At 69.2% G+C, this 24,007-nt stretch carries 27 protein-coding genes and 1 tRNA gene; 9 read left to right on the forward strand and 19 right to left on the reverse strand.

The annotated features are described in order from the left end of the window. Positions 1-115 precede the first annotated feature (115 nt). The gene (locus DSM112329_RS00930) at positions 116-775 is read right to left on the reverse strand and encodes an alpha-ketoglutarate-dependent dioxygenase AlkB (RefSeq protein WP_354699927.1); all 660 of its coding nucleotides are present in this window, start codon (positions 773-775) and stop codon (positions 116-118) included. A 93-nt stretch (positions 776-868) separates the two neighbouring features. On the opposite strand from DSM112329_RS00930, the gene DSM112329_RS00935 reads away from it, so the two are divergent. Further along, on the forward strand, positions 869-1,096 hold the full coding sequence (locus DSM112329_RS00935) for a hypothetical protein (protein ID WP_354699928.1): 228 nt from the start codon (positions 869-871) through the stop codon (positions 1,094-1,096). A 56-nt stretch (positions 1,097-1,152) separates the two neighbouring features. Here the strand turns inward: DSM112329_RS00935 and DSM112329_RS00940 are convergent, their stop codons facing one another. From DSM112329_RS00940 to DSM112329_RS00985, 10 genes are all read right to left on the reverse strand, one after another. Further along, positions 1,153-1,791, reverse strand: coding sequence for a hypothetical protein (locus DSM112329_RS00940; protein WP_354699929.1), 639 nt, complete (start codon positions 1,789-1,791; stop codon positions 1,153-1,155). A gap of 57 nt (positions 1,792-1,848) precedes the next feature. Continuing rightward, entirely contained in the window at positions 1,849-3,075 is a 1,227-nt protein-coding gene (locus DSM112329_RS00945; protein WP_354699930.1) for a ThiF family adenylyltransferase, read from the reverse strand. 349 nt (positions 3,076-3,424) lie between these two features. Next, the gene (locus DSM112329_RS00950) at positions 3,425-4,564 is read right to left on the reverse strand and encodes a Mov34/MPN/PAD-1 family protein (protein ID WP_354699931.1); all 1,140 of its coding nucleotides are present in this window, start codon (positions 4,562-4,564) and stop codon (positions 3,425-3,427) included. Further along, positions 4,561-5,286, reverse strand: a complete 726-nt coding sequence (locus tag DSM112329_RS00955; protein WP_354699932.1) for a hypothetical protein — start codon at positions 5,284-5,286, stop codon at positions 4,561-4,563. The genes DSM112329_RS00950 and DSM112329_RS00955 overlap by 4 nt, the downstream gene beginning before the upstream one ends. A 3-nt stretch (positions 5,287-5,289) precedes the next feature. Next, on the reverse strand, positions 5,290-5,592 hold the full coding sequence (locus tag DSM112329_RS00960; protein WP_354699933.1) for a hypothetical protein: 303 nt from the start codon (positions 5,590-5,592) through the stop codon (positions 5,290-5,292). 473 nt (positions 5,593-6,065) lie between these two features. Beyond that, on the reverse strand, positions 6,066-6,674 hold the full coding sequence (locus DSM112329_RS00965; protein WP_354699934.1) for a hypothetical protein: 609 nt from the start codon (positions 6,672-6,674) through the stop codon (positions 6,066-6,068). Positions 6,675-6,744: 70 nt separating this feature from the next. After that, positions 6,745-7,500: a hypothetical protein gene (locus DSM112329_RS00970; protein WP_354699935.1), complete on the reverse strand. Its 756-nt coding sequence runs from the start codon at positions 7,498-7,500 to the stop codon at positions 6,745-6,747. A 144-nt stretch (positions 7,501-7,644) separates the two neighbouring features. After that, positions 7,645-8,580 (reverse strand): hypothetical protein, encoded by a 936-nt coding sequence (locus tag DSM112329_RS00975; protein WP_354699936.1) that lies wholly within the window; start codon positions 8,578-8,580, stop codon positions 7,645-7,647. Then, a complete protein-coding gene (locus tag DSM112329_RS00980) occupies positions 8,581-9,264 on the reverse strand; it encodes a hypothetical protein (protein WP_354699937.1) in 684 nt (227 codons plus the stop codon). Further along, the gene (locus tag DSM112329_RS00985) at positions 9,264-9,827 is read right to left on the reverse strand and encodes a hypothetical protein (RefSeq protein ID WP_354699938.1); all 564 of its coding nucleotides are present in this window, start codon (positions 9,825-9,827) and stop codon (positions 9,264-9,266) included. Before DSM112329_RS00985 ends, DSM112329_RS00980 begins: the two co-directional genes overlap by 1 nt. Before the next feature lie 32 nt (positions 9,828-9,859). Here DSM112329_RS00985 and DSM112329_RS00990 point away from each other — a divergent pair, with 32 nt between their 5' ends. Further along, on the forward strand, positions 9,860-10,447 hold the full coding sequence (locus DSM112329_RS00990) for a hypothetical protein (protein ID WP_354699939.1): 588 nt from the start codon (positions 9,860-9,862) through the stop codon (positions 10,445-10,447). Next, positions 10,444-11,088, forward strand: coding sequence for a class I SAM-dependent methyltransferase (locus DSM112329_RS00995; RefSeq protein WP_354699940.1), 645 nt, complete (start codon positions 10,444-10,446; stop codon positions 11,086-11,088). The genes DSM112329_RS00990 and DSM112329_RS00995 overlap by 4 nt, the downstream gene beginning before the upstream one ends. Before the next feature lie 277 nt (positions 11,089-11,365). Here DSM112329_RS00995 and DSM112329_RS01000 read toward each other — a convergent pair whose 3' ends face one another. Then, on the reverse strand, positions 11,366-11,926 hold the full coding sequence (locus DSM112329_RS01000) for a hypothetical protein (RefSeq protein ID WP_354699941.1): 561 nt from the start codon (positions 11,924-11,926) through the stop codon (positions 11,366-11,368). A gap of 764 nt (positions 11,927-12,690) precedes the next feature. On the opposite strand from DSM112329_RS01000, the gene DSM112329_RS01005 reads away from it, so the two are divergent. After that, positions 12,691-13,044: a hypothetical protein gene (locus DSM112329_RS01005; RefSeq protein WP_354699942.1), complete on the forward strand. Its 354-nt coding sequence runs from the start codon at positions 12,691-12,693 to the stop codon at positions 13,042-13,044. A gap of 120 nt (positions 13,045-13,164) precedes the next feature. Further along, entirely contained in the window at positions 13,165-13,563 is a 399-nt protein-coding gene (locus tag DSM112329_RS01010; protein ID WP_354699943.1) for a hypothetical protein, read from the forward strand. Between the two features lie 286 nt (positions 13,564-13,849). Here DSM112329_RS01010 and DSM112329_RS01015 read toward each other — a convergent pair whose 3' ends face one another. Continuing rightward, the gene (locus DSM112329_RS01015) at positions 13,850-14,830 is read right to left on the reverse strand and encodes a transcriptional regulator (protein WP_354699944.1); all 981 of its coding nucleotides are present in this window, start codon (positions 14,828-14,830) and stop codon (positions 13,850-13,852) included. Between the two features lie 62 nt (positions 14,831-14,892). Here DSM112329_RS01015 and DSM112329_RS01020 point away from each other — a divergent pair, with 62 nt between their 5' ends. Next, positions 14,893-16,008 (forward strand): NIPSNAP family protein, encoded by a 1,116-nt coding sequence (locus DSM112329_RS01020; protein WP_354699945.1) that lies wholly within the window; start codon positions 14,893-14,895, stop codon positions 16,006-16,008. A 48-nt stretch (positions 16,009-16,056) separates the two neighbouring features. On the opposite strand, the gene DSM112329_RS01025 is transcribed toward DSM112329_RS01020, so the two are convergent. Together DSM112329_RS01025 and DSM112329_RS01030 are read right to left on the reverse strand one after the other, a co-directional pair. Continuing rightward, positions 16,057-16,129 (reverse strand) — tRNA-Ala (locus DSM112329_RS01025). Next, positions 16,120-16,584, reverse strand: a complete 465-nt coding sequence (locus DSM112329_RS01030; protein ID WP_354699946.1) for a group I intron-associated PD-(D/E)XK endonuclease — start codon at positions 16,582-16,584, stop codon at positions 16,120-16,122. Before DSM112329_RS01030 ends, DSM112329_RS01025 begins: the two co-directional genes overlap by 10 nt. Before the next feature lie 54 nt (positions 16,585-16,638). On the opposite strand from DSM112329_RS01030, the gene DSM112329_RS01035 reads away from it, so the two are divergent. The 3 genes from DSM112329_RS01035 (at position 16,639) to DSM112329_RS01045 (ending at position 18,987) form a co-directional block, all read left to right on the forward strand. Then, on the forward strand, positions 16,639-17,469 hold the full coding sequence (locus DSM112329_RS01035; protein WP_354699947.1) for a crotonase/enoyl-CoA hydratase family protein: 831 nt from the start codon (positions 16,639-16,641) through the stop codon (positions 17,467-17,469). 61 nt (positions 17,470-17,530) lie between these two features. Further along, positions 17,531-18,574 carry an LLM class flavin-dependent oxidoreductase gene (locus tag DSM112329_RS01040; protein WP_354699948.1) on the forward strand — a complete coding sequence of 348 codons (1,044 nt, stop codon included), beginning with the start codon at positions 17,531-17,533 and terminating at the stop codon, positions 18,572-18,574. Between the two features lie 5 nt (positions 18,575-18,579). Beyond that, positions 18,580-18,987 carry a PPOX class F420-dependent oxidoreductase gene (locus DSM112329_RS01045; protein ID WP_354699949.1) on the forward strand — a complete coding sequence of 136 codons (408 nt, stop codon included), beginning with the start codon at positions 18,580-18,582 and terminating at the stop codon, positions 18,985-18,987. Between the two features lie 74 nt (positions 18,988-19,061). Here DSM112329_RS01045 and DSM112329_RS01050 read toward each other — a convergent pair whose 3' ends face one another. The 4 genes from DSM112329_RS01050 to DSM112329_RS01065 form a co-directional block, all read right to left on the reverse strand. After that, complete coding sequence (locus tag DSM112329_RS01050) at positions 19,062-20,180, reverse strand: acyl-CoA dehydrogenase family protein (RefSeq protein ID WP_354699950.1); 1,119 nt, start codon at positions 20,178-20,180, stop codon at positions 19,062-19,064. Continuing rightward, positions 20,177-21,388: an acyl-CoA dehydrogenase family protein gene (locus DSM112329_RS01055; RefSeq protein WP_354699951.1), complete on the reverse strand. Its 1,212-nt coding sequence runs from the start codon at positions 21,386-21,388 to the stop codon at positions 20,177-20,179. Before DSM112329_RS01055 ends, DSM112329_RS01050 begins: the two co-directional genes overlap by 4 nt. 204 nt (positions 21,389-21,592) lie before the next feature. Continuing rightward, positions 21,593-22,987, reverse strand: coding sequence for a CoA transferase (locus DSM112329_RS01060; RefSeq protein ID WP_354702536.1), 1,395 nt, complete (start codon positions 22,985-22,987; stop codon positions 21,593-21,595). Between the two features lie 5 nt (positions 22,988-22,992). Beyond that, positions 22,993-23,988, reverse strand: a complete 996-nt coding sequence (locus DSM112329_RS01065; protein WP_354699952.1) for a serine hydrolase — start codon at positions 23,986-23,988, stop codon at positions 22,993-22,995. Positions 23,989-24,007: the final 19 nt, after the last annotated feature.

Genomic DNA, 24,007 nt, shown 5'->3' on the forward strand with positions numbered 1-24,007 from the left:
CTTCTTGATCCCGTTGGTGGAGATAAAGACTGTAACAGCAATACTTAGCAGAAGCTACTTAAATCTGAAAGTCTGTCACTTGATTCTCTCGGCGCACGGCATCAGACAGTCGGGTCTATGTCGATGCGCCCGGCAGCCGGGTGAAGGCTCGCAAGGTGATCGAGATGCGACGACCAACCTCGCCCTTAGTCGAGCGTGGCCGGGGAACCTCGTGCGTGTACGCGAGGTTGGTGTCGAACGGCACCACGACCACAGCGCCGTTGTGAAGCGGCACGTCAACCGCAGGCCCCTTCTCGCGGTAGGGGCGCAGGCGGAACGTCCGAAGGCCGCCGAGGCTGATCGTCACGATCGGCGCGCCGACGATGAGTCCGTCTCGGCTGTCACGGTGAGGACCGATGTAGTCACCTGCGCTGGAGGTCTCCCCATCGTCGATCTCGTCCCCCGGACTCGCATACCAGTTCACGAGCACGCCGTTGAGCCGGGGATCGATTACATCTCGACTCCACGAGACGAACGGCTGAAGCACGGGAGGCAGGTCGAGCGCAGCCGAGACCCGGCCGGAGAACGCGTAGTCCCGGACGTATGCCTGCTGCCATCTCGGCACCGGGATCCAGCGACCATGGATCTTGATGACAGGACGGGACGTTCGTAGTGCCCAGAGTCCGGCGAAGGCCGGACCGCCTAAAGGGATGCAGAGCGAAGGTGGCAGCTCCCCCTTCAGGATCGCGTGAGCATCGTCAAGTACGACGCATTGTTTCGGTTCGAGATCGATCACAGAGGTTCCTCGATAGGCACTCGGTTACAGGTCACTTAGCTAATCATCTATACGTTACTTTTACAATGTAGATATTTACGATATTGTTTCGGTATGTCCGAACAGGTGCCTTCTGCAGCAGGATGGACAGCGCCCTCTACCCTCGGAGCTCGACCGCTGGCCGCCTGGCTCGATGCCGATGAGGCGTGGTGCGATGCGTTGAAACTCAGGCGGCGCGCGGCCACCGCGCGTGAGCGCGGCGATGACACGGCTGCGGCGGAACACGACGCCATCGCGGATGCGCTGTTGACCGCCGCGGCGAGCGTCGTTGGTGGTTGGTGATCACGCGGCGATCCCTGCCTTCCCACTCGATGCACGGAGGTCTCGCGCGGCGGCGGTCATCGCGGCGGGCGTGGCCGTGAGCCCCAGAGTGCGATCAGCGCGTTGCGATCCATCGACGGGAGCGACTCAGGTCGTTTGCTCAGACAGCTCCTGTCTTGCTCCGCCATCACCGAGCAGGATGAGCCGAGATTGGCCGGTGAGTGCGTCAGGCCGAGCGTATGGCCGAGCTCATGAAGCAGAGCAAGCTCGCGGTTGTAGTCGGTTCTCGACGAGAGGTTGATGGTTCCGGCTGACGATGGTCGGCACGGCGTGCGACACGACACGCGCGCGATGCCGACGACGTTCCCGGGCAGGTCCCGGTCGGGTCCGATGCGCACCCGTGTCGCGCCGCGGCGAGTCTCGAGGGTAAGGCGCACCGCGGCGCCGGCGCGGTTCCAGAGCGCGATCGCTCGCCGGACCTGAGAGGTCGAGTTGCTGGGTCCGGGCTCGATGCTGAATGTCCTACTGGGCCCTCCGGCGGCGGCGCCTGCGGAGACCGGCCGGGGAGACCCGCCGCCTCCCACGACCACGACGATGAGCGCGGCGAGGGCGATGCCCACCAGCAGCAGACGGGTGTTCGCGGGACCGTTGATCTCAGACGATCGCCGAGGACGTCGGCGGGCGTCGACGGGCACGCTGAACAGTTCATCGTCCACTACCGGTGTCCGTCCGCGGGTGACTCGGCCGGGCTCAGGTGTGAACAGCACGGACACCTACACCTCGTCGAACAGGTCGGCGAGCCCGCCGGACATACGCAGTACCGCACCTTCGCCGGTGGTCGGCTGGAAGGCGTGGACCAGGTTCATCGACGTGAAGCCGGCCTTCGCGCAGGTCAGGTCCAGGATCCGCTGATCGGTTCGCGCGTCGAGGCGGATGGGCTTCAGCGGGGTGTGTCCCTCCACGGGTCGCCCCTTCGAGACCCAGGCCCCTCCGCACGGCTTGGCCCGGCAGCGGGGCCGCATGTCGTACGCCCATTCCGGGGACTCGACGGTCACCACGTCGCCGCAGCTCATGCAGTAGGCCTCGACGATGAGCGGTTCGCCGAGGTCGATCTCGGCGCCAGCGCCGAGGTGGCTCTGGACGGCCGCGATCAGCGCGCTGAGGGGATCACCGGCTCCGAGCTGAAGTTGGATGGGCTCGTCGGCCAGGCGAGCGTGGATCCCGGGGCACTTGAGCGCTCGTGTCAGGCGGTACTGGCGGTGGTCCCCCGTGCGGACGTTGAGCGTGGTGCGCTTGAAGCCGGTGGGGGTCTCGCCGTGGACGGCCTGGATCGCCGCCTCGGCCATCATCCCCCCCAGCGTCGCCGACGCCGGCTGGATGGCCGCGATGATTCCCTTCTTGGCCGCTTCCGCAGCGTACCGCTGGCATGAGAACGTCCCGGCCAGGTGGGGGTTGCTGCAGCGGTAGCAGGGTTCGTCTGTCGCGGCCTCTGCGGACACTCCCGGGAAGCAGGACATCGCGATGGCCGGCCCATCGAACCCGCCCTCGATCAACGTGATGCCGAGATAGCGGCAGACGTCGCTGAGGTAGGCGCGGGCCCGCGGGTTGTCGACGGCGGAGACAACAACGTCTACACCGGTGAACGCCCCGAATCCGAGCTGTTGGATCGGGACGAGCGCGTAGTGCATGATCGGGTTCTCGGCCAGCATCTGGGTGCGGACCTTGTGAGCCACCACCTTCGCCTTCATCAGCCCTAGGGTCGACGCCTCGTCGTCAGTCGGGAAGTAGATGCTGCGACCGCGATTGTGCGGCTCGAAGAAGTCGAAGTCGCACAGGCGGATCTCGCCGATGCCGGGCAGGACGAGGTTCGGGAGCAGCGACTGCGCTAACGCACCGGCTCCGACGAGGAGGATCGTCGCCCCCTGCATCTTTTCTGGGTCGTAGCCGGCCAGGATCTCACGGGAGAAGCGGCCGTTGTCAGACGTGGTCGTCGTGTTCATCTCGTCATCGCCTTTCAACTGCTGCACTGGTGTCCGGGTGTGGTCTTCTTCTTGCCGCATATCCAGCACGGCGCGTTGGGATTGCGTACACGTCCTTCGACGTCAGGAGGGGTGAGATCGATGCCGCCACGCTCTCGGGGTCCGCGAGGAGGTTCGGGGAATCCGGCGACGGGATCGAGCGCGTCGAACGTCTTCCGGCCGGTGACAGCGAACAGACCCGGGGCCTGAGGTCCTCCCGTCGCCGGCGGTGTCGGCGCGGCCGTCGGTCCGTCGTCTGCGCGGAGCCACGCGACGACGCCCCAGCACGCCACGAGGGCGATGAGGCCCACGGCGAGGCACGCTGCGAGCGTCATGGCGAGGACCTCGAGGACGGGGGAGCTGCCCTGACGGCGACAGCGACCGATGCCGAGGCGCCGGTGGCGCTGTGACGGAACTGGACCACCGTGGTGCCCGGCGACAGGCACGTCACGTCGACCGAGCGCGTCGCGACGTCGTAGCTGACCGTCGCGATCGCCGGGTTCAGCGCGCTGACGGCGAGTCCGTCACGAAACGCCTGCGGTACCTGGACGCCCAGCCGCACTCGGCCGCCTGCCTCGCAGCGGCGCGCGGTCACTAGGGCCGGCCTGGATCGAACCACGGTCTTGGTACGTGTGGCCGTCTTCCGTTCCGGCGCCGCCACCGTGGCCGGAGTCACTGCCGCGCCAGCCGTCTGCAGCGCTCGATCATCGACCACCCCCCGGACCCAGTTCGCTGCCAAGGCCTGCGAGAGCAGCAGGATGGCGACGCTCGCCCCGACGCCGACTCGGAGCTGCTTGAGCAGTTCCGGGGTGAAGTACTTGGTCTGCACGACCTCCTCCTCGAGCACCACCACCTCCCTCTCCGGGGTGTCGTACTGGACCGGTGTTGGGGCATGCGCCCGAGCGAGACGATCACGGTTGGGGCCGATGTAGACGCCGAGCGGGTCCTCGCGGTCATTGCGGTAGTAGGAGACCGCAGCGACGATGCCGACCTGGTGCGGCTGAAGCGTCGCCTGCTCGTCGAAATCGACGGAGCTGAATCGCGGCGCTCCGTGTGGGTGGGTGTGAAACCAGCCCACGTCTTCCCAGCCCGGCCACCGCTGAGCCGCCCGCCTGCGCAGGGCGAGACGCCCCGCAGAGGAGATCCGCACCGTGCCCGGGGTACCGACGTACTCGCCCGGCCGGGCCGGCTCGACCGCCAGCACCAGCGTGTAGTCACCGTGCTCATCTGTGCACGGGCGCCCGCACAGCATCCCGATCGTCTCATTCGGCATGGCCGCCTGCGATATGAGGCGCATCTGCTCTGCCGCATCACGGTGCACGTAGACGACGCCGTTGCTCCCCGCTCCCTCGTAACGGAAGAAATCGGGATTGCGATCGGGCCGACTTAGGACGACGTGTTTAGACGTCTCCCTCCCCAGTGGCTCGATGCCCAGCTCGAAGAGATCTTCGACAGTGTCCTCATGGCTCATCGCGGACCACGCCCATCCGTCGCGAACAGGTCGCCGAGGTCCGTCGCAGTCGGACGGTCGTCCGTCTCGAACAGGTCGTCGGCGGACTCGTCGACCGGCTGCTGACGCGTGACGTCGCCAAAGAGATCGACGTCCTCGATCTCGGTCGCCGTGCCCTCGACGATGCCGTACGCGACGTCCTCCGGGATCATGGGGTACTGGAGTCCATCGTTCAGCGGTCGTGTGCCGTACGTCTTGCGGTGGTAGGCGATGGCCGCCCCGTTCCAGCCGGCGTACCCGCCACCGCGCGCGACCTCGTGCCAGTTCAGGAGCCTGGCGTGATGGCGGATCACGTGCCCCATGAGCACGCTGTCGGGGGCATCCCAGATCTCGCCGATGCAGACGACCGTGCCCTGCCGAAAGTGCGGCGAGTACGGCGTCTGGGTCAGGACCCACGACGCCGGGGGTGTACGGGGATACCCCGCGACCTCCGCGTCGATGTGAATGACCGTCTCGTCGACGAACTTGCCCGGCCCCACCAACGTGGGGATCTTGAACGTCGCCCGATAGTGCGACGCTCGGTGGCCCTGAGCAGGATCGGTGATCTCGTTGCGCCGCGCCTGCAGGTCCGAGCTCGACGCGTACGCCTCGAGCTCGAGCAGCGGGCAGCGGTCCGCCATGGCCTTGTTGACGTCGAAGTCGAGCCTGCGACGTCCGGCCAGCAGCTTCTGATCGGTGAGCATGTTTCAACGGCCCCGGTACGACTGCTCCGCACCCTGACCGGGCCTCATGACGGCGATCGTGTCGCCAGCTTTGACGCCGGCATCCGACAGCGGTCGATCGGCATCCATCAGCGTCTCGGTCCGGCTGAGAACCAACTCGTACGGCCGTCCGTTGACCTCCGGCTTGAGCCACGCACCGTGGTCGTCGCCCTTGAGCAGCTGCGTCACGCACTGGCGGGCCGTCGCTTTCGGCGCGACCGCCATCTTGAAGGTCTCGTCGCTCTTGGTGGGGTGAAGGAAAGTCAGGTCCAGCTTCTGCATCTCCATGACGGCGGCTCCTCGCGGTGGTTGAATGCTTCCTTGTTAAGTTGTAGCAACTATCTACGGATAGTTCTATAGATTTCTGAAAATAGACCGTACGACGCGGGTGCTACCATGCTGGATCCCTTGTGTGGGAGCCGTCGAGGCGGACCCGCGATGCATGACCGCGGGCTAGGACTAGTCGCCGCGGGAGCTCTGCCCCGGACTGAGTCCGTGGGGTCGCCTGACTCCTGGCTTCATCACCCGGTCGACGTTCGGAGAGGCGCCGCGGGGCGCCGTCGCATCGCCTCCTGAACCGGCCAGGCGATGCGGGCGGGGCGTAGTCCTCTCCGCCGACGGCTCACGCAGCGCCGGCCCCTCCGGCGCGCGACGAACGATCTTAAAGCGGGCTTACCTCGCTGGGTGCGCGCCCGGTGCGCCCGAACCGAAGATGAGACCGACCGGCGCCGGCGTCCCGAAGACGCGTGCCGCCGGTCTGTTCAGCGGTACGACGAGCGCAGCATGTCTGGAACGTCCAAGACGACGGAGATGCTCGGCCCCTCGGTGCAGCGAACCGCGTGCACCGGGTCGTGCTCGGCATCCAGCAGCGTGATCGATCCCGGCGGCATGGTCAGGCGCTCGACCTTCGGCTGCTCTCCTATGGAGAGCTCGCGGTGTCCGGTGACGCTCACGATGAGGACCGTGGCGCCGATGGAGTCGCGGTGCTCGCCGAAGTGCCCACCCGTCTCGTAGCAATTGAGGGCGTACGCCGACCACTTCTCGCGGGCACGGGAGCTGTCGCGGAAGAGGATGTCGACGATCGGTCGGACGAAGTCTCGGCCGTCCTCCATGCAGGCCTCGTCCTGCACGATCGTGATCCCGTCCTTGTCGACGAGCTCGGTGAGCTCCAACGCCGCCTTGCTCGACGGCTTGTCTTCGCAGGCCGCTCGGATCCGCTGTGCCGCGGTCTCGTCGTATGTCAGATCGAGACGCTCGAAGAACGTCTGCGCGAATCCACGAGACTCCAACTCGGTGGTGATGCGCGCGAGTTCTGCGTCGACCGGACTCACAGGGGCAAAGGTAGCAAGCCGTCCTGCCTGGGTGATCACCGTCGCCTACGACGTCGCTTCGAGCCGGCGATCGGCCGAGCAGCAAGCTGAACGCGACCTCTTGCGCGGATCAGACATGTGTCTCGGACGCGAGCAGCTCTCGGAGCACGTCATCGATATCGCGGTCGTCCGGGGCGCCCTCGCGTGGCTTGGTGAAGGTGGCGAGCAGCGACGCGACACCGAGGGAGTACAGGCTGTATTTGCCCTCGCCGTCTATCGCGAGGGCCTTCGGGTCAACCTTATGTCGTGCCCAGAGCCCTTCGATGAGCGCCAGGAGCAGCGTCGCGACCGGTTTGAGATCCGTGAATGGCTCACGCGGTTCCCGCCCCATTTGGTCGAGTAAGTATCCATAGACAGCCTCCGACGACGCGTCGGCTAGCTTGTAGCTGGCGGCAGCCTCTTTCTTGTAATGCGCGCGCCCCCAGTTGACGAGAAAGCGCTCAACGGCTGGCCAGTGCTTGTTATCGACCAGCTCCTTGAAGTCCTGCTCCGCGACGCCCTTGACTGCAGCCAGTCGGTCGTCGTTCTCGTCGATGATCTTCTTGGTTTCCTTCATCAGGTCTGCCGCAGACCGTTCGATGCCGCCGGTGTCGAGCTTGAGCAGGTGACGGCTGAGCGCTTCCTGGTAGTCCTCGACACTCTCCCAGTGCGCGTAGAACGCTCCCGTCGAGTAACCGGCATCAGCGCAGACATCCTGCACGCGCAGCGCACGGATGGACCGCTCGGCGAGCGCCTTCTCGAGCCCCTCGGCTCCTGCCTCGAGCAGCCCCTTGCGGGACTCCTCTTTGCGCTCCTCGTTCGTCAGACGCTTTCGCTTTACGGCCATTCTGCAAAGGTAGCAACCGACGCAGATACGTACCTGCTCGTAGGCAGATAGCAGAACGTACGTACGTTACGTTCGGGCGTGTTCAGGACGCTGTGGTGGCCATCGCAGGTCGGTGGCAGCGACCGCCGCTCACTGTCGCGGCAGTCAGACGACTGCGGCGAGATCCGCCGCGCGTAATCGCGTCGTCTGGTCAAGCGGGACTCGCCGAAGGTACGCAGCGTTCATGGTCGCATCGTCCAGCCGTCGTGCAACCTCGCTGACCGTGGCGCTTCTGCTGTCGGCCAAGGCCGAGTCGATGAGCCGCCTGTGGCTCCGCACGAAGCCCGTGGAGTCGAAGGCGAAGCGCTCCATGAGCGTTCGCGCCAACGTCGCGGCGGCTTCGTCTGCCCTGTTATCGGCGACGTCGCGTAGCTGCCTCAGGCGGGCGACGAAGGTCTGCTGATCGAATCCGGCGGCCTGTCGGAAACGGCCGAAGTCGCTTCTACCGGCCACGAAGGTGTCGTAGACCATGTGCTGGCCTTCCATGACGACGGTCATGCATTCGTTGGCTGGGTGATCGAGGCTCGGTGGATCGAAGGCGTCATCGAGCGCAGCCACGAGCCTGGTCGGCCGAGCGAGCATGAACAGTCCCAGCGGAACGTTCAGGCGCCGGGTGAGGCCGCCGCATTGACGCTGGTAGCACCACCCCTGTTTGAGGTGGGTCGTATTGCTGGACACGTCCTGCCAGTCGTACCGGTCCGTTTCCGCCATCCACAGCATCGATAGGGATCCGTTGCCGACGAAGTACACATTGGCGACTTCATCGTCCTGAATGACCCGATCTATATCCGCTCGGGTGGGGTCGAGCAGAAGTAGAGGCCGGCCTCCGGCGAGATCGGTGCGGTTGGCGATCTCCTCGCCCTCGCCCCGGAAGGACGCCAGTTCCCGATGGGCCGCCGGTGAATCGGGAGGATTGTCCGTGAACGAGGAGGTGACGACCGCGGTGATGCCGTCAAACCACGAGGCACTCCATCGGCCCGCGGAGTGCAGACGATGCCAGCGACGCAGCGCCAGGTCGAACTGCTGCCGGTCGCTCGCCATCTATACCAGAGCCTCGAGGGTCCCCATCAGGCGGACCCGATGCGCTGGGCGGAGGTCCTGCCGTTCGTTGTAGCGGTCGATAACGCGGCTGAGGATCCGTCGATCGACGGTCGGCAGCGCCTCGAGCACCTCTTCGCTTCCCAGGAGACCGAACAACAGGTCGTACTCTCGACTGCCCGTCGGACGATCGAGAAGTGCGTGTGCCACGAAGACGCTGTGCCACGGATCGCTGGCGCGGGACTCGCGGATGATCCTCAGCTCGATGCTATTCGAGTTACGGCCCTGCGAACGGCGGAGATAGCCATCGTCCATGAAGACGATGCTTCCGGCGAGAGCGACGGGGTCCGGAGAGGCGGGCACCAGCTCCTCTCGATGCTCGAACCGCCGGAAGAGGGCAGCAAGCTCGTTCGTGACCACGGCCTCGGTCTTGGAGGCTGGGCCCGCCTTCCCGTTGGTCCATGGCAGAGCGATCGCCGGATGAAGACGGTCGTTAAGGAAATAACTGCCCACACGACGCCGGACCTCTCGACGAACCGCGGGGAGATCTTCGCGCGCGAAGAGTGTCGGCGCCCAACGTTCCTCCAGTAGGAGGAGAAGCCGATTCTGGGTGCCGATCGCCCCTTGGGAGAACCGGTAGGACAGGAAGATCAGGCCTGCTCGTCGCGTGACGTCCAGTGGTTGCATCAGTCGCTCGGGATACGCAGGGCGGGACGAACCCGGATGCTGCGGCCGCCCCGACTCGGCGAGAATCCGACCTTGTTGACGGCTCCCCCACTCGAGCTCATCAGGGGCACCAGGCCGTCCTCCTGGAGACCGCTCCCGAGGACCATCGTGGCGGTCCAGAGCTCGCCGTTGACCTGACTCAGTTCGAGGCTGTCCGGCAACGGGCCACCGCGGCGCCCTGCGGCCTCCATCATCGCTCGATAAGCCGCTTCGGTCGAGGCGACGAGGACGTCGATCCTCTCGCCCGCGACGCAGACAGTGAGGTGCGTCGGATCTGATTCCCGCGCGGCGATGATGTGGTCGTAGGTGCCGGAGAACGTGCCGTTGGGACTGCTGTCGATCACGACCGGGACCACGGTGGTCGCGCCCTCGCGGACATGGACGACTCGAAGCTTCTCGCTCGGTATGTCGAAGGCGGCAGCGAGAGCCTCACGCGCCGCGGCGAGCCAGGCTGTTTGCCCAGTGTCGAGGGCCTCCTCGGGGTCCGGGCTCGTCGGCATGTCGTACGCGTCCTTGTCGGTCATCAGTCTCGAGGATCGTATGCTCTGTGGTCGCGATGCAACGAGACAGCATGACTCCGGAACTCCCAGAAGCGGCGCGGGTCGCTGGGGATCTTCGAGAGCGCGGCTACGCGCTGACATCGGCGGCCATGCTCGGTCTGGACGCGGAGCGCTGGCTGGCGAGCGCCGCCCCGCTTGATCGTCAGCTTGTGACCAGCGAGCAGATGCAGCGCGGGCAGCACGAGCGCGTCGGCATGCTGATGTTCAGGGACGAGACGACGCTGACGAGCGGCCGGGCGCTCATGCGGCCCGTCTTCGATGCGCTCTTCCGGGCGGCAGTCGACGACGAGTTCGGCATGTACTGCGTCAACCACTACGAGACGGGCGATGCGTTTCGGCCCCATCAGGACTACTTCGACGGAACGGTGGTCATCGCCACCATCAGCGGGGAGCGCGAGTTCGACGTCTACCGTCGCGAGGATGAGGACGACGTGTTCTTGGAGGTGGAGGCGACCTGCACCCTGACGCCCGGCTCGATCTTGCTGCTCGACGGCTACAGCAACCGCGGTCATGCCGCGCGCTGCCTGCGAGGTCCGAGCGTCTCCGTGGTCGCGGACATCGCCTCGCGACCTGACTTCGGATGACCACGCCATCCATACGTCGCCCGGACTGGCTGCAGTCGCCGGCTGAGCGAGGCGTCGACGACCTGCGCATCGCCGGGCGCAGCGTCATGGAACGCTGGGAGCAGCCGTATATGGATGAGCTCGCCGCCATCGTCACGGCGAACGCCGGCGACATCTTGGAGGTGGGCTACGGCATGGGGATCTCCACGTCCGCGGTCCAAGCGGCCGAGCCGGCGAGCCACACCATCCTTGAGTGCCATCCGGACGTCGCAAGACGGTGCGTGGATGATCATGGCGATGCGATGAGAACGGGGCGGCTTCGGCTGCTCACCGGGTTCTGGCAGGACACCGCGCCTCTGCTGCGAGAGGGTCTCTTTGACGGGATTCTGTTCGATACCTACCCGCTCGACGAGGCCGAGTGGGACGGTCCGCATCTCCTCTTCTTCGAGGAGGCACGTCGTCTGCTCAAGCCCGGCGGTGTACTCACGTACTACTCGGACGAGCCGCACGAGATCGAGGGCGCCCACCGAGGCGCCCTGCTGGCCGCAGGCTTCCGCGACGAGGACATCGAGTGGGACGTCGTCAGGGTGGAGCCGCCACCTGCATGCGAGTACTGGGATCATCAGACGATCGTGGCTCCACGCGTGCGCAAGAGCAGGTGAGCACGCGCGACGAGGCCGGACAACTGCAGCTCGGACAGCTGCAGCGCGAGAGCTTGCCCGACGGCTCGTGATGTAGGAGACGACCGGCGACTAGGTCGCCTTGGTGAAGGCGGGATCCAGGTCGACCTTGGCATCGACCGTTTCGCAAGCGGGACGCCGCCCGGCGGATGGCTGACGTACTCGGTCATCTTGACCTACAAGGCGTCTGGGTCACCCGGCCGCTGAACGGGCTGCGGTTCACGATCTGGTCGTGCTCGCGCAGGTGAGTGCTAGCGGGCTAGAGCTCCAGCTGCCCCTCCCAAGTGCGGAACGGCAGAGAAACCGTTTGCGCGACATCGCCCCCGCACCAGTCCTTGATGAGGTCAGCGACTCGCGCGGAGCACAGATGCGCCTGAGTGCCTTCGAGGTCAACGGCGAGGACCGCCACGTTGGTCGTCGCCCGCGAGACGCGGCCTCGATGTCCACCTCCAGCTTCGGGACGCGCGAGATCGTCTCCCGCCGCGTTCACGAAGCTCGGACCAGAGCAGTCGTCGGATGACCGCCGTTGGTCGCCGATCGTGATGGCCCCTCCGACCGTGTTGACATTCCAGGCAAGCGCCAGACAGCCTGTCTCCAGACCCGCGACCTGACACGCGAGATCGACGCGCGTCGCGCGGCGAAGCTCGACCTCGCGACGGTCGCCGGCCGAGGAGCTCTTGAGCCTTGCCGCATCTGCGATCCGGCGTTGCTTCTTCGTGCCACCGAAGTTGCTGACGCCGCGAACGACGACGACTCCCGCCCTCGCCCTCGGAAACGCCTCGCGACCGGAGTCGTCGACCCCGACCCGAAAGCGCTCCATGCGCAGCAGAGCGTACGCCAGTCCCACCCCGCCCCGGCCAGGCGTGAGCAGCATCGGACTCGGGGACCCCGGCATAGGCATAGACGGTTCCTTCCTCTCAATTTGTCTACTTGGCGGTCGCGTGACCCTGGTGCGAAACACTAACCTATACACAATTACGTACATACTACTCTACAAGTTTGTGCGATTACTTAGATACCGTCGAGGTTGAGACGGACGTCGTTTATACGCCTCCTCCGCCAGCCCGTCGCGCCTGAAGCCGCCGCGAGGCTCGCATCAGCCCCCAATGCCCAGCGCTTGAAGCGCAGCGGACTGCGCGTCGCGCGGCGCCGCGCTCGTCGAGTCCGAGTCGAGGAGGCCATGGACCGCAAGGGTGGGGCTACCTCGCTCGGACTCGTCTCCATGAACAGTCCCTCGCCCAGTTCCAGCCTCCGCGCAGCCCGAGCGGCGTCGGTCGGACCTGGAGTTGCTCGCCACCCGCATAGTGCCTGCAAGGCGCGCTCCTCAGCGTCGCTCACGCCAGCCCGTAGATATTATAGATTCAGTTGCCGAATTGACATGCGTTATTATGTAACATAGTCTTGTATTTGCAAACGCCCCTTCTGACGGAGAGACCGTGCTTCCCGAACTCCCCACTTCGAAGACCCCTTCGAGGCCGGCCTGCGTTACGCGGATCTGGCCGCACCCACGCCCGATCAAGCAGCGGGGATATCCCGATCTGCGCTCGCCGGTCGGCGGTCAGGCTGCTCGGCACGCAGTGCCCGATGACGTCGACGGTCGTCGGCCCGGTGCTCGAAGCCCGCCTGCGGACGATCCTCGACGAACTCGGGCCCTACCCGCACGCGCGGGTCGAGCTCGCTCGTGTGTCCGAACGACCCACCCCTGCGACTCCGACTGCCCCCGACCCGGCGCGCCCCGCCGACGCGCCGCCCGACCAGCGCAAGAAGGGGCGCCTGCTGAAGGTCTCGTGTCCCGCCTGCGGGTACCCGGCCCGGGTGACCCGCGTGTGGTTGACGAAGGTGGGTCCGCCCATCTGCCCCTGCAACAGCCAGCCGATGGTGATCACTGACCAGAGCCCGGTCGCGAAGGCCTTCAAGGAGGAATCGGAGCCCACCTGACCCTTCTTCGCCGCTGCAAGGTGCGGCGTCTCATTGCCGGGCGCCGTCGGTAGTGCCGGCGGCGCGCCTACTCGAACGACCGCAGTCCCAGACCCTGACCCAAGAAGGAGAACCTCTTAGATGCGCTGGCTCACCATCCTCATCACCGCCATGCAGTTGGCGAACCCCAATATCGCGCCTCCCCCGAAGATGCCCCGGGTGTCCGTTCCGGTCACCAACATCGTCAAGCAGGTGCAGGACGTCCGTCGGGCCTATCCCAAGGCTCCACCGGCCTCGATCTACAACCAGATCAAGCTGCGCTGGAAGTACGAGAAGAGGGTGCTCAACCCGGCTCGCAAGCGGGCGCTGCAGCGCACCCTCTGGGCCGAGATCCGGCGGCAGGTGACCCAGACGACGCAACGCGTGACGCCTCAGCGCGTGAAGCCCCGCCGGGGTAGGATCGTGATCGCCGTCGTCGGGCGCGCCGCACGCGCCCTGCCGATATTTCGCGTCCTTCGATACCTCAGACGCGGCCGATAAGGAGAGACGCTCATGTGGAGATTCTTGATTCGCCTGACACATCGCGGCACCTCGCTGTTCCCAGGCCTGAGAAGGCGGAGGGACTCCAAGGACATCGGATCAGCAGACCGTCGCCGCGACGACGGCTGAGCAGCGCCGGGGCGTGGGGTCGAGCCGACGCGCGCAGCAGCGCGTCGGTGTCCTACAGCAGCGGTCAGAAGGAGCGGACGGTCATCCCCGCATGCGGCGTGTCGCCTGGTGTCGTCGGTCGAGGACGTCGGCGACATCGTCGCGCTGCTCAGGTCGATCAGCAAGCCTCCGCCGCTCGGGTCAGTCGTGCCGCCAGCGCGTGCAGCGCCGGACGTAGCTCCGGCGGACCGTGCACGGTCAGATTGCAGTCGAGCCCGGCCAGCACCCGTGCGGCCCAGTCGAGCTCCTCGACGTGAAGCCGCATGTGGGTCCGGTCCGGCCCGTCGGGCGTGAGGGTGGCGAGGGTCTGCGGGACGCGCGCCGCAGCGAGGGCGAACGGCGCCGCGAGCGTCACCTCGACGGTCCACCGCCAGGGGACCCGGGCGAGCGACTGCTGGACGTGGGCGGCGGCGTCGAAGCCCGGCGGCGCGGCGACCCCGGGTGACGTGATGGCGACGTCGCGCAGCCGGTCGACCCGGAACGTGCGCAGCTCGCCGCGACCGTGGTCGAAGGCCGGCAGGTACCAGCGGCCGGCGTGGGCGACGAGCCCGAACGGGCTCAGCTCCCGGACGCTGCGCTCCCCGTCGTGGCGGGTGTAGCGGCACGTCACGCGCCGCCCGCGTCCGGTCGCGTCCGCCAGTTCCAGCAGGGCGGCAGCGGGTGGGTCGGCCGCGCCGGTGGTGTCGCCGGTCCGGGCCGGACGCGTGGCCGCGACGGTGGCGGTGGCCTCGAGGGCCTCGACCTGCCGCCGCAGGCGCTCCGGCAGCACCCGGCGGATCTTCGCCAGCGCCCGTTCCCCTGCGGGCCGCTCCGTGTCGATCCCCTGCCGCCGGGCGCTCAGCAGGCCGAGGACGACGACCGTCGCCTCGTCCCCGTCGAGCATCAGCGGCGGCAGCCGGTAGCCGGGCTGCAGCCGGTACCCGCCGCCGACGCCCCGCTCGGCCGCGACGGGAATGCCCAGGTCCTGCAGTGCGGCGATGTAGCGACGCACGGTCCGCGGGTGCACGCCGAGACGCGCCGAGAGCTCGCCCCCGGTCACCAGCGGCGTTCCCTGCAGGGCGTCAAGGCACTCGAACAGCTGGCCGGCGGGCGTCGTCACCGGGCTATTCCATCACCTATTGAGGGCGAATATCGCCCTGAATGCCGGCTACGGTCGGCGGCATGAGCGACAAGCACGACTTCGACTTCCTCTTCGCCGGCCCGTGGTGGGTCGCGCATCGGCGCCTGAGCGCCGCCGGCCGCTGGGAGCGGTTCGGCGGGCGGTCGGAGGTGACGCCGCTTCTGGACGGCGGAGGCCACCTGGAGCGCCTGTGGATCCCGGAGTCGCCCGCGGCGGGCGGACCGGTCGAGGCCTTCACCACGCGGCTCTACGACCCGGTCGAGGATCTGTGGCGGATCTGGTGGTCGGCCTCGACCCGGCGCGGGCACCTGGACCCACCGATGGTCGGCCGCTTCGGGGCGGACGGTGTCGGCGTCTTCGACGGCGCGGATGCCCTCGCGGCGGACGGGACCGCGCGGCTGCGCTCCCGCTGGGACCCGCACGCGGACGGCGGACCCCGCTGGGAGCAGGCACGCTCGGGCGACGGCGGTGCGACCTGGCGCCCCGACTGGACGATGCAGCTCACTCCTGCTCCGGGCCCGGCGCTCGTCGAGCTGCGTCGCTACCGCACGGTCCCCGGCCGGCGGGACGAGCTGATCGACCTGTTCCACGACGAGCTGGTCGCCCCGCAGGAGGCGGCCGGGTTGCAGGTCCTGGGGACGTTCACCGACGACGACGAGCCGGATCAGTTCGTCTGGCTGCGCGGCTTCGCGTCCGCCGACGCGGACGCCCGCGCGGCCGCGCTCGCGGCCTTCTACGGTGGTCCGGTGTGGGCGGCGCACGGGGCGGCGGCGAACGCCACGATGCTCGACTCGGACGACGTCCTGCTGCTGCGCGCGGCCCGGGCGGACACCGGTCTGGACCAGCTGGGCCAGGCGCTCGCCGGCCGGCAGGGTCTGCTGGTCACCACCTGCCTGCTCGCCCGCGCTCTGGCCCAGGACGAGCTCGACGCCGTCGCCGACGGGGTGCGGGGCCCGCGCGCGGTCCTCGTCACGGCCGCGACCAGGAACGCCTTCCCGCGACTGCCGGTGCGGGAGGGGGAGCAGGCGCTCGTGGTGATCAAGTCGCGAGGGGCGGGGGGCGACGTGGGCGCGGCGCTGCCCGGGTCGATCGAGAGCCTGCTCGCCGCGCCGGCGCAGACGGCACGGCTCGCGTGTCCGGCGCGCGAGCGAGGGTGACCCCCGGCCGGAGGCGGACGATTGGGGCAAGGAAAAGAAGAAGAAGAATGGAGCCGGACGGATTCGAACCGACGGCATCCACATTGCAAATGTGGCGCTCTACCAACTGAGCTACGGCCCCGTGACGCGGAAGTCTAGACCGATCGTCGCAGCCGCCGTCGCGAGGTTGCGATGGTCGTCGACCCAACGAATGCGGCGGCGCTGGTTGTTCAGCGTCTCGGTGTAGCGAAAGTACAAGCTGCTTCTGCCCGTCCCAAGCATCGCCGCGGGGATGTAGACGCAGCGGTCCGTCGTTGCGTCCCAGACGACGAGCCAATCGATGTGCTCGGAGGTGTAGCGCGTGGTTGCTCGGACCTTGCCGTTGGTCAGGCTGTGGGTGAAGCACTTGGTCACGACGACTCGTCCGTCCGACCGCGTGTGCTTCACCTGTACGCGAAGCAGCCGGCCGCCGTCGTCGATCGCCAGGTCGTACGAGTGGTCCTCCCCGAACGGCAGGAGGATCCGGTACCCCTGGGCCACCAGGTCGGCCGCGACCTTCAGCTCCGCGAGGTCCCCTTTCTGCTTGAGCGTCGCCATGGGTGCTCCAGGAACCGGCGGCGGATGTGTGTCGCTGCGCATTAGGATCCGGGGATGAGCGAGACCCGCGTCACCGTCACCGTCGTCGATCATGTCGCCACCGTCACGATGGTCCGCGCCGACAAGCACAACGCCCTCGACGCGCACATGTTCCTGGGGCTCCGGGACGCGATCGCGCAGGTCGCCGCCGACCCGTCGGTCCGCGCCGTCGTGCTCCACGGCGAAGGCAAGAGCTTCTGCTCCGGGCTCGACGTGGCGTCCTTCATGGGCGGGGACTCGCCGGTGTCGACGGACCAGCTCGTCGACCGGCCGGACGGCGCGCTGACGAACCTCGCGCAGCAGGTCGCGATCGGCTGGCTCACCGACATCCCGGTCCCGGTCATCGCCGCGATCCACGGCAACTGCTTCGGTGGCGGGATGCAGATCGCCCTCGGCGCGGACATCCGCATCGCGGCGCCGGACGCGAAGCTCTCGATCCTCGAGATCCGCTGGGGCCTCGTCCCGGACATGGGCATCACGCAGACGCTCCCGCGGCTGATGCCGATCGACCGCGTGAAGGAGCTGACGTTCACCGGCCGTCAGCTGAGCGGCGAGGAGGCCGCGGCCGCCGGCCTCGTCACGCGAACGGCGGAGGACCCGCTGGCCGCCGCGCAGGAGCTCGCCGCGGACATCGCGTCGCGCTCGCCCTCGGCGATCCAGGCCGCCAAGCACCTGTACGAGCAGACCTGGGTGAGCGACGACGTTGCGGCCGCGTTGGTCCTCGAGACCGAGCTGCAGGTCGCGCTGCTCGGCTCGAAGAACCAGCTCGCGGCGGTCACGGCGTACTTCACCAAGCAGCCCGGCGACTTCGAAGACCCCGCTCGCCCGCAGCCCGCGACCGCCTGACGGACGTCGCGCGGCGAACAGCCGCAGGTAGGTGCACGTGCAACCTTCTACATTGGACACCATGACCGCGATCAGCGTCCTCGACCTCACGCCCGTGCCCGAGGGCAGCACCGAGAGCCAGGCGCTGCACAACACCATCGACCTGGCCCGTCACGTCGACGCGCTGGGCTACCGGCGGCACTGGCTCGCGGAGCACCACGGCATCCCGAGCGTCGCCAGCTCGTCGCCCGAGGTCCTGATCGGCCACGTCGCGATGGCCACCGAGCGGATCCGCGTGGGGTCCGGCGGCATCATGCTGCCGAACCACTCGTCGCTGCGGATCGCCGAGGAGTTCAAGGTCCTCGAGGCGCTGCACCCCGGCCGGATCGACCTCGGCATCGGCCGCGCGCCCGGCACCGATCAGCTCACCGCGCTCGCCATCCGGCGCTCGCGCGAGGCGCTGACCGCGGACGACTTCCCGAACCAGCTCGGCGAGCTCCTGGCCTGGGGCGGCCACGCCGAGTTCCCCGCCGGCCACCCCTACGCGCGCATCAAGGCGATCCCGACCGACGTCATGCTGCCGCCCGTCTTCCTGCTGGGCTCTAGCGACTACTCCGCCCAGTCGGCGGCGGTGAACGGCCTGGGGTTCGCCTTCGCCGCGCACATCAACCCCGGCGGCGCCATCGGTGCCCTGCGCATGTACCGCGAGCAGTTCGTGCCGGGCTACGTCGAGCGTCCGCACGCGATCCTCACGCTCGCGGTGATCGTGGGGGAGGACGACGAGCACGCCGCGCAGCTGGCCTCCTCCGGCCACCTGTCGATGGTCATGCTGCGCGCCGGCCGGCCCGGGCCGATCCCGTCCGTCGAGACCGCCATGCGGTTCCAGCCGACCGATCCGCAGCAGCGGATGATCCTCGAGCAGGTCAAGCGGTCGATGATCAGTGGGGGCCCCGAGACCGTGCGTGCCCGCGTCGAGGAGCTGATGGTCAGCAGCGGCGCAGACGAGCTCATGGTGACGACGCTGGTGCATGACCACGAGGAGCGCAAGGCGTCCTACACGCGCCTCGCGGCGGCGCTCGACATCGCGGTGCCGGAGCCGGCGGCTGCCGAGTCCGTCCCCGCCTGACGTCCGTGCCGCGCACGCCCGCCGACCTCACCGACGACGGCCGGGCGTTCCTCACGGACCGCCACCTGGCGACCCTGACGACGCTGCGCGCCGACGGCACGCCGCACGTCACCCCGGTCGGCTTCACCTGGGACGCGGACGCAGGCCTGGCGCGTGTCATCTGTGGCGGCGGCAGTCAGAAGGCGCTCAATGCGCGCCGCGCCGGTCGCGCCGCCCTGTGCCAGGTCGACGGGGGACGGTGGCTGACCCTCGAGGGCCCGGTGACCGTCAGCGACGACCCGGACGCCGTGGCCGACGGCGTCGCACGCTACGCCGCGCGGTACCGGGAGCCGCGCGTGAACCCGACGCGGGTGGTGCTGCAGATCGCGGTGACGCGCCTGCTGGGCTCACCGGCGTTCCTCGGCCCGCGCTGAAGCGGCCGAAGGGGAGTGGCAGCGCCAGGTGTCGAGAACCGACACCTGACGCTGCCAGGTCCTGCTGGCGTCCTTCAGGCCGCCGCGGCGGCGAGCAGCAGCTCGCTCGCGACCCGGTCGGCCGCGTCGTGCGTCCCGCCGAGCAGCCGTCGCGACAGCTGCGCGCGACGGAAGTACAGCGGTGCGTCGTGCTCCCACGTGGCGCCGATGCCGCCGTGGACGTTGATGTTCGACCGCGTGGCGAAGTCGAGCGCGTGGCCCGCCGCGTTCCGGAAGGCGGACGCGGCGAGCGCGAACTCCTCCGGCTTGTCCGCACCAGCCCAGCCGGCGTAGAACTGCAGCGAGCGCGCGTTCTCCATCTGGCGCAGGACCTCGGTCAGCTCGTGCTTCACGGACTGGTAGGACCCGATGGCGCGCCCGAAGGTGAAGCGCTCCTTCGCGTACTCGACGCTCATGGTCAGCGTCGTCTGGACGGTGCCCAGCGACTCCGACGCGATCAGCGCATGGGCCAGGTACCAGGCGGCGGTGAGGTCGCCCTCGCCGACGTCCAGGCGCCGGCCGGCGCTGCCGTCGAGCGTGACGTGGCCCAGCGAGCGGGTCGCGTCGAAGCGCGTGACCGCCTCGACCGACGCGGCCGAGGCCTCGACGACCGTGGCGGCAGGCGCGCCCGACTCGTCCACGCCGACGACGACGAGGAGGTCGGCGCCCGGCGCGTCCGGAACCCAGGCGACGGTGCCCGTCACGCTGCCGTCGGCCGCGATGACCGGCGCCGCGCCGCGGGCGAACCCGCCCACGGGGTCGACCGTCCACTCGGCGTGCGAGTCGCTCGACGGACGCGCAGGCACGTAGGCCGGCCGCAGCTCACCGCTTGCGACGGCGGCGAGCGACTCGTCGCCCGCCGCGTTCAGGATCGCCGTGGCGGGCAGCAGGCCCAGGAGCGGGGTCGGCGCCAGCACCTTGCCGCACTCCTCGAGCACGAGCATGGCGTCGAACGCGCCGAGGCCCGCACCACCATGGTCCTCGTCGATCAGCAGGCCGTTCCAGCCCGCGTCCTTCACGAGCGTCCAGAGGTCCGGCAGCTTCGACGGGTCCTCGAGCGCCTCACGGGCGGCCTCGACGGTCTTGACCCGCGCCAGGGCGCCGGTCGCGGCCTCGCGCAGGAACTCCTGCTCGTCGCTGAGTGCGAGGTTCATGCCACCGCCTCCTTTTCTTTGGCGCGCAGCTCGGAGAAGGGGATGCCCTTGTCCAGCCGCGGCTCCGGCGGCAGGCCCAGGACCCGCTCGCCGATCGTGTTGCGCAGGATCGCCTCGGTGCCGCCGGCGGACTTCAGCCCGGGCAGGAACGAGATCATGTGGAACCACTCGCTGGACTCGTCCAGCGCGTCGGGGCCCAGGACGTCGGCCAGCAGCTCGCCCGCGGCGATCGCCGCGTTGACGGTGGTCACCTTGGCCAGGCCGCTCTCGGGGCCGGGGATCTGGCCGCCGGCGAGGGCGGTCAGCGTCCGGTAGCCGGTGAAGCGGACGGCGAGCAGCTCGGTCGAGAGGTTCGCCAGGCGCTGGCGGATCTCCGGGTCGGCGCAGGCGGCCGTGTCGACCGACAGCGCCTTCGCGAAGCGGTCCGAGCGGTAGCCGAAGCCCTCCGAGCCGAGGCCGATCGTCAGGCGCTCGAACATCAGGACGGTCAGGGCCGTGCCCCAGCCGTTGCCGACGCCGCCGACGACCGCGTCGCCGGGGATGTTCAGATCGTCGAAGAAGACCTCGTTGAACTCGGCCTCGCCCGTGATCTGGCGCAGGCCGCGGATGGTGACGCCCTCGGCCTCCATCGGGACGATGAACATCGTCATGCCCTTGTGCTTCGGCACGTCCGCGTCGGTGCGGGCGAGGATCAGGCCGAACGTCGAGAACTGCGCGTTGGTCGTCCACACCTTCTGGCCGGTGAGCGACCACGAGCCGTCGTCGTTCAGCTTCGCGCGCGTCTGGACCGCAGCCAGGTCCGAGCCGGCGGCCGGCTCGCTGAAGAGCTGGCACCAGACCTCGTCGCCGTGCAGCATCGGGCCGAGGTGGCGCGACTGCTGCTCCTGCGTCCCGTGGGCGATCAGGCACGGCCCGAGCATCCCGATCCCGATGACGTCGAGGATCCCGGGGACGCCTGCCGCAGCGATCTCCTGGTTGACGATGACCTGCTCGATCGGGCCCTTGCCACCGCCGCCGAACTCGCTCGGCCACGTGACGCCGGCCAGGTTCGCCTCGGCGAGCTGGCGCTGCCACGCGCGGCGACTGTCGATGTAGGCGGTGTCCTGCGAGTCGCCGGATGACGGCGGTGCCTGGTCCTTGTGTTCCTGCAGCCAGCTCCGTACCTGCTGACGGAACGCGGCCTGCTCAGGAGTGTCGTTCAGATCCACCCTGTTCTCCTCGGTCTGACCGACGTCTGCGCCGGTCGGTGTGGGACGTCTCGCCGATGATAGAGACGCTGGCGTTCAAATGCTGAATCGACTTCACTTTCGGGCGTCTTCGCCCCCGCGCCGGGGTGCTCGATGTGTCACCACGTGCGCGGGCGGTACGTCCTGGCACACCGAGCGGGCCCTGCGGCCTCCGGCGACGCGTCGTCAGTGCCAGTAGGGCGCGTCCGAGCCCGGGACCACCGGACCGGCGGACCAGCCCAGCGGCTCGCCGTCCAGCGTCCCGGGCGGCCGGACGACCGTCACCACGCCCAGCGGCGACGCCGGCGCCGTGCTGAAGGAGGCGGCCGGCGGCAGCTCGGGCGCGGAGCGGGCGACGGCGTCCCCGTGCTGCAGCAGCCACATCGCGGTCCGGGCGAGCGCGACGCGAGCGTGGGACGCGCGCTGCTCGCGGGCCCGCAGCGTCAGCGCCCGCAGCGCGGCGGCGGCGATCAGGTAGCCGGTTCCGTGGTCGAGGGCCTGCGCCGGCAGGACGCCCGGGGTCACCCCACCGTCGGCGGACGCGACTGACGCGATCCCGGTGGCTGACTGCACGAGGCTGTCGAACCCGCGCCGCCCGCGCCACGGCCCGCTGTCGCCCCATGCGGAGAGGGACACCGTGCACAGGTGCGGGTGCTTCTCGGCGAGGACGTCGGGGCTCAGGCCGAACGGGTCCAGGGACCCGGGCCGGTAGCCGGTGATCAGCACGTCCGTGTCGTCGAGCAGCCGGTGCAGCCGCTCGCGGTCGGGCCGGCTGCGCAGCTGCAGGTGGGCACTGCGCTTGCCCGGCCCGGTGTCGAGCCACTGCAACGGCAGCTCGGCGTGCAGCGGCGCGTCGACCCGCAGGACCTGCGCCCCGAGCGCCGCGAGGACGCGCGTCCCGACCGGGCCGGCGATCACGCGGGTCAGGTCCAGGATCCGCAGGCCCGCCGCGGGCTGCGCGGCGGTCGCACCCGACGGCGGCGCGGACAACGGCGGCGTGACGCGGGGGACCCCGGGTTCGAAGTCCAGGAGCCCGCGGCCCTCGAGCGCTGCGCCCTGGTCGCCCGCCAGCCACGACGCCGGGTCCCGCAGCGCGGCCGCGCACCCGCCGGCAGCGACGACCGCGTCCTCGAGCGCCACGCCCGGACGGGCCGCCACCAGCGCGGGCACCCCGGCCGCCCCGTCCACCGGGTGGCCGAGGGCCCGCAGCACTGCTGCCCGGTGGTGCGGGTAGTTGCCGTGCAGCCGGATCCAGCCGTCCGCGGTCGGGAGGAACGCGGACAGCGGGTCCATCGCCGCCCCCGCAGATCCCCCGTCCACCCGAACGTGACGCTCGCTCGTGAAGGCGACGGCGACGTGCGCGGCATCCACCGCGACAACGGGCCGCGCGCCTCCGCGTGCCTCTGCCAGCTCGGCGGCGGCGAGCAGGGCGGCTCCGGCGCTCGCGACCGCGAGCTCGCCCGTGGCCAGCGGGCCGGCCAGTGGCGCGGCCAGGCCACCCGCCCCGGCACCGCCGGTCACCTCCAGCGTCCGTGGGTCGTCCGCCGGCCCCTGCAGCGCGGCCCAGGCCTCGTGGAGCATCGCGGTCACGGCGTGTCGTCCTTCGGTGCCGTGCGCATGAACCGGAAGCCGCGGTCCAGCAGCTTCCTCGCCTGCTGCCCGATGTCCGGCGAGTGCAGCAGGACGACACCCAGCCGGTGCCCGTCCTGCTCGACCGCGGCCACCAGGCACTTGCCCGCCGCGTCCGTGTAACCGGTCTTGATCCCGAGCGTGCCGGGGTAGCCCTGCTTCAGCAGCGGGTTGTGGTTGTAGAGGAACAGCTTGCCGCCCTTGATCGGGAACGGCAGGATCGCCTGCCGGGCGGCGACGATCTTCGCGAGCCGCGGCCGGTCCAGCAGCGCCCGCGCCAGCGCCGCCAGGTCGTAGGTGCAGGTGTGGTTGCCCTTGTCGGCCAGGCCGCTCGGCGACGCGAACCGGGTGCAGCGCAGGTTCATCGCGGCGGCCTTCTCGTTCATCCGCCGCACGAACGCCTTCGTCGTCCCGCTCACCCGCTGCGCGAGGGCCACCGCGGCGTCGTTGCCCGACGGCAGCATCAGGCCGTAGAGCATCGTCGAGACGCCGATCCGCTTGCCCAGCGGCAGGACGCCGACCCGCGAGCCGCCCGTGCGGACCGCCTGCTTCGTGATGCGGACCTTGCCGCCCGGCGGGACGCGCTCGTCGACCAGGAGCGCCGTCATGATCTTCGTGACGCTCGCCATCGGCAGCACCCGCGTCGGGTTGCGCCGCCACAGGACCTGGCCCGTGTCGAGGTCGAACATCAGCCCGGCCGTCGGCGGCTTGCCGAAGCGCACGCGGACCGGGTCCACGGTCTGCGCGAGGTTCACCGCCAGCGGGATCGGGCCGGGCCCGACCGGGACGAGCGGGCCGTTGGCGCCCTGCGGCGGCGTCCGCGGCGTGTCGCGCCCGTCGATCGTCACGATCCGCGGGACGCCCGCGGTCGCGGTCCCGCTGCCACCGCCGTCGTCGCCACCGCTGCGCTCGAGGGCCGCCGCGCCGCCGGTGCAGGCCACCGCGGCGACCATGACCGCCAGCCCGCGGCGG

The organism is Paraconexibacter sp. AEG42_29 (genome assembly GCF_040581415.1).
Classification (GTDB): domain Bacteria; phylum Actinomycetota; class Thermoleophilia; order Solirubrobacterales; family Solirubrobacteraceae; genus Paraconexibacter.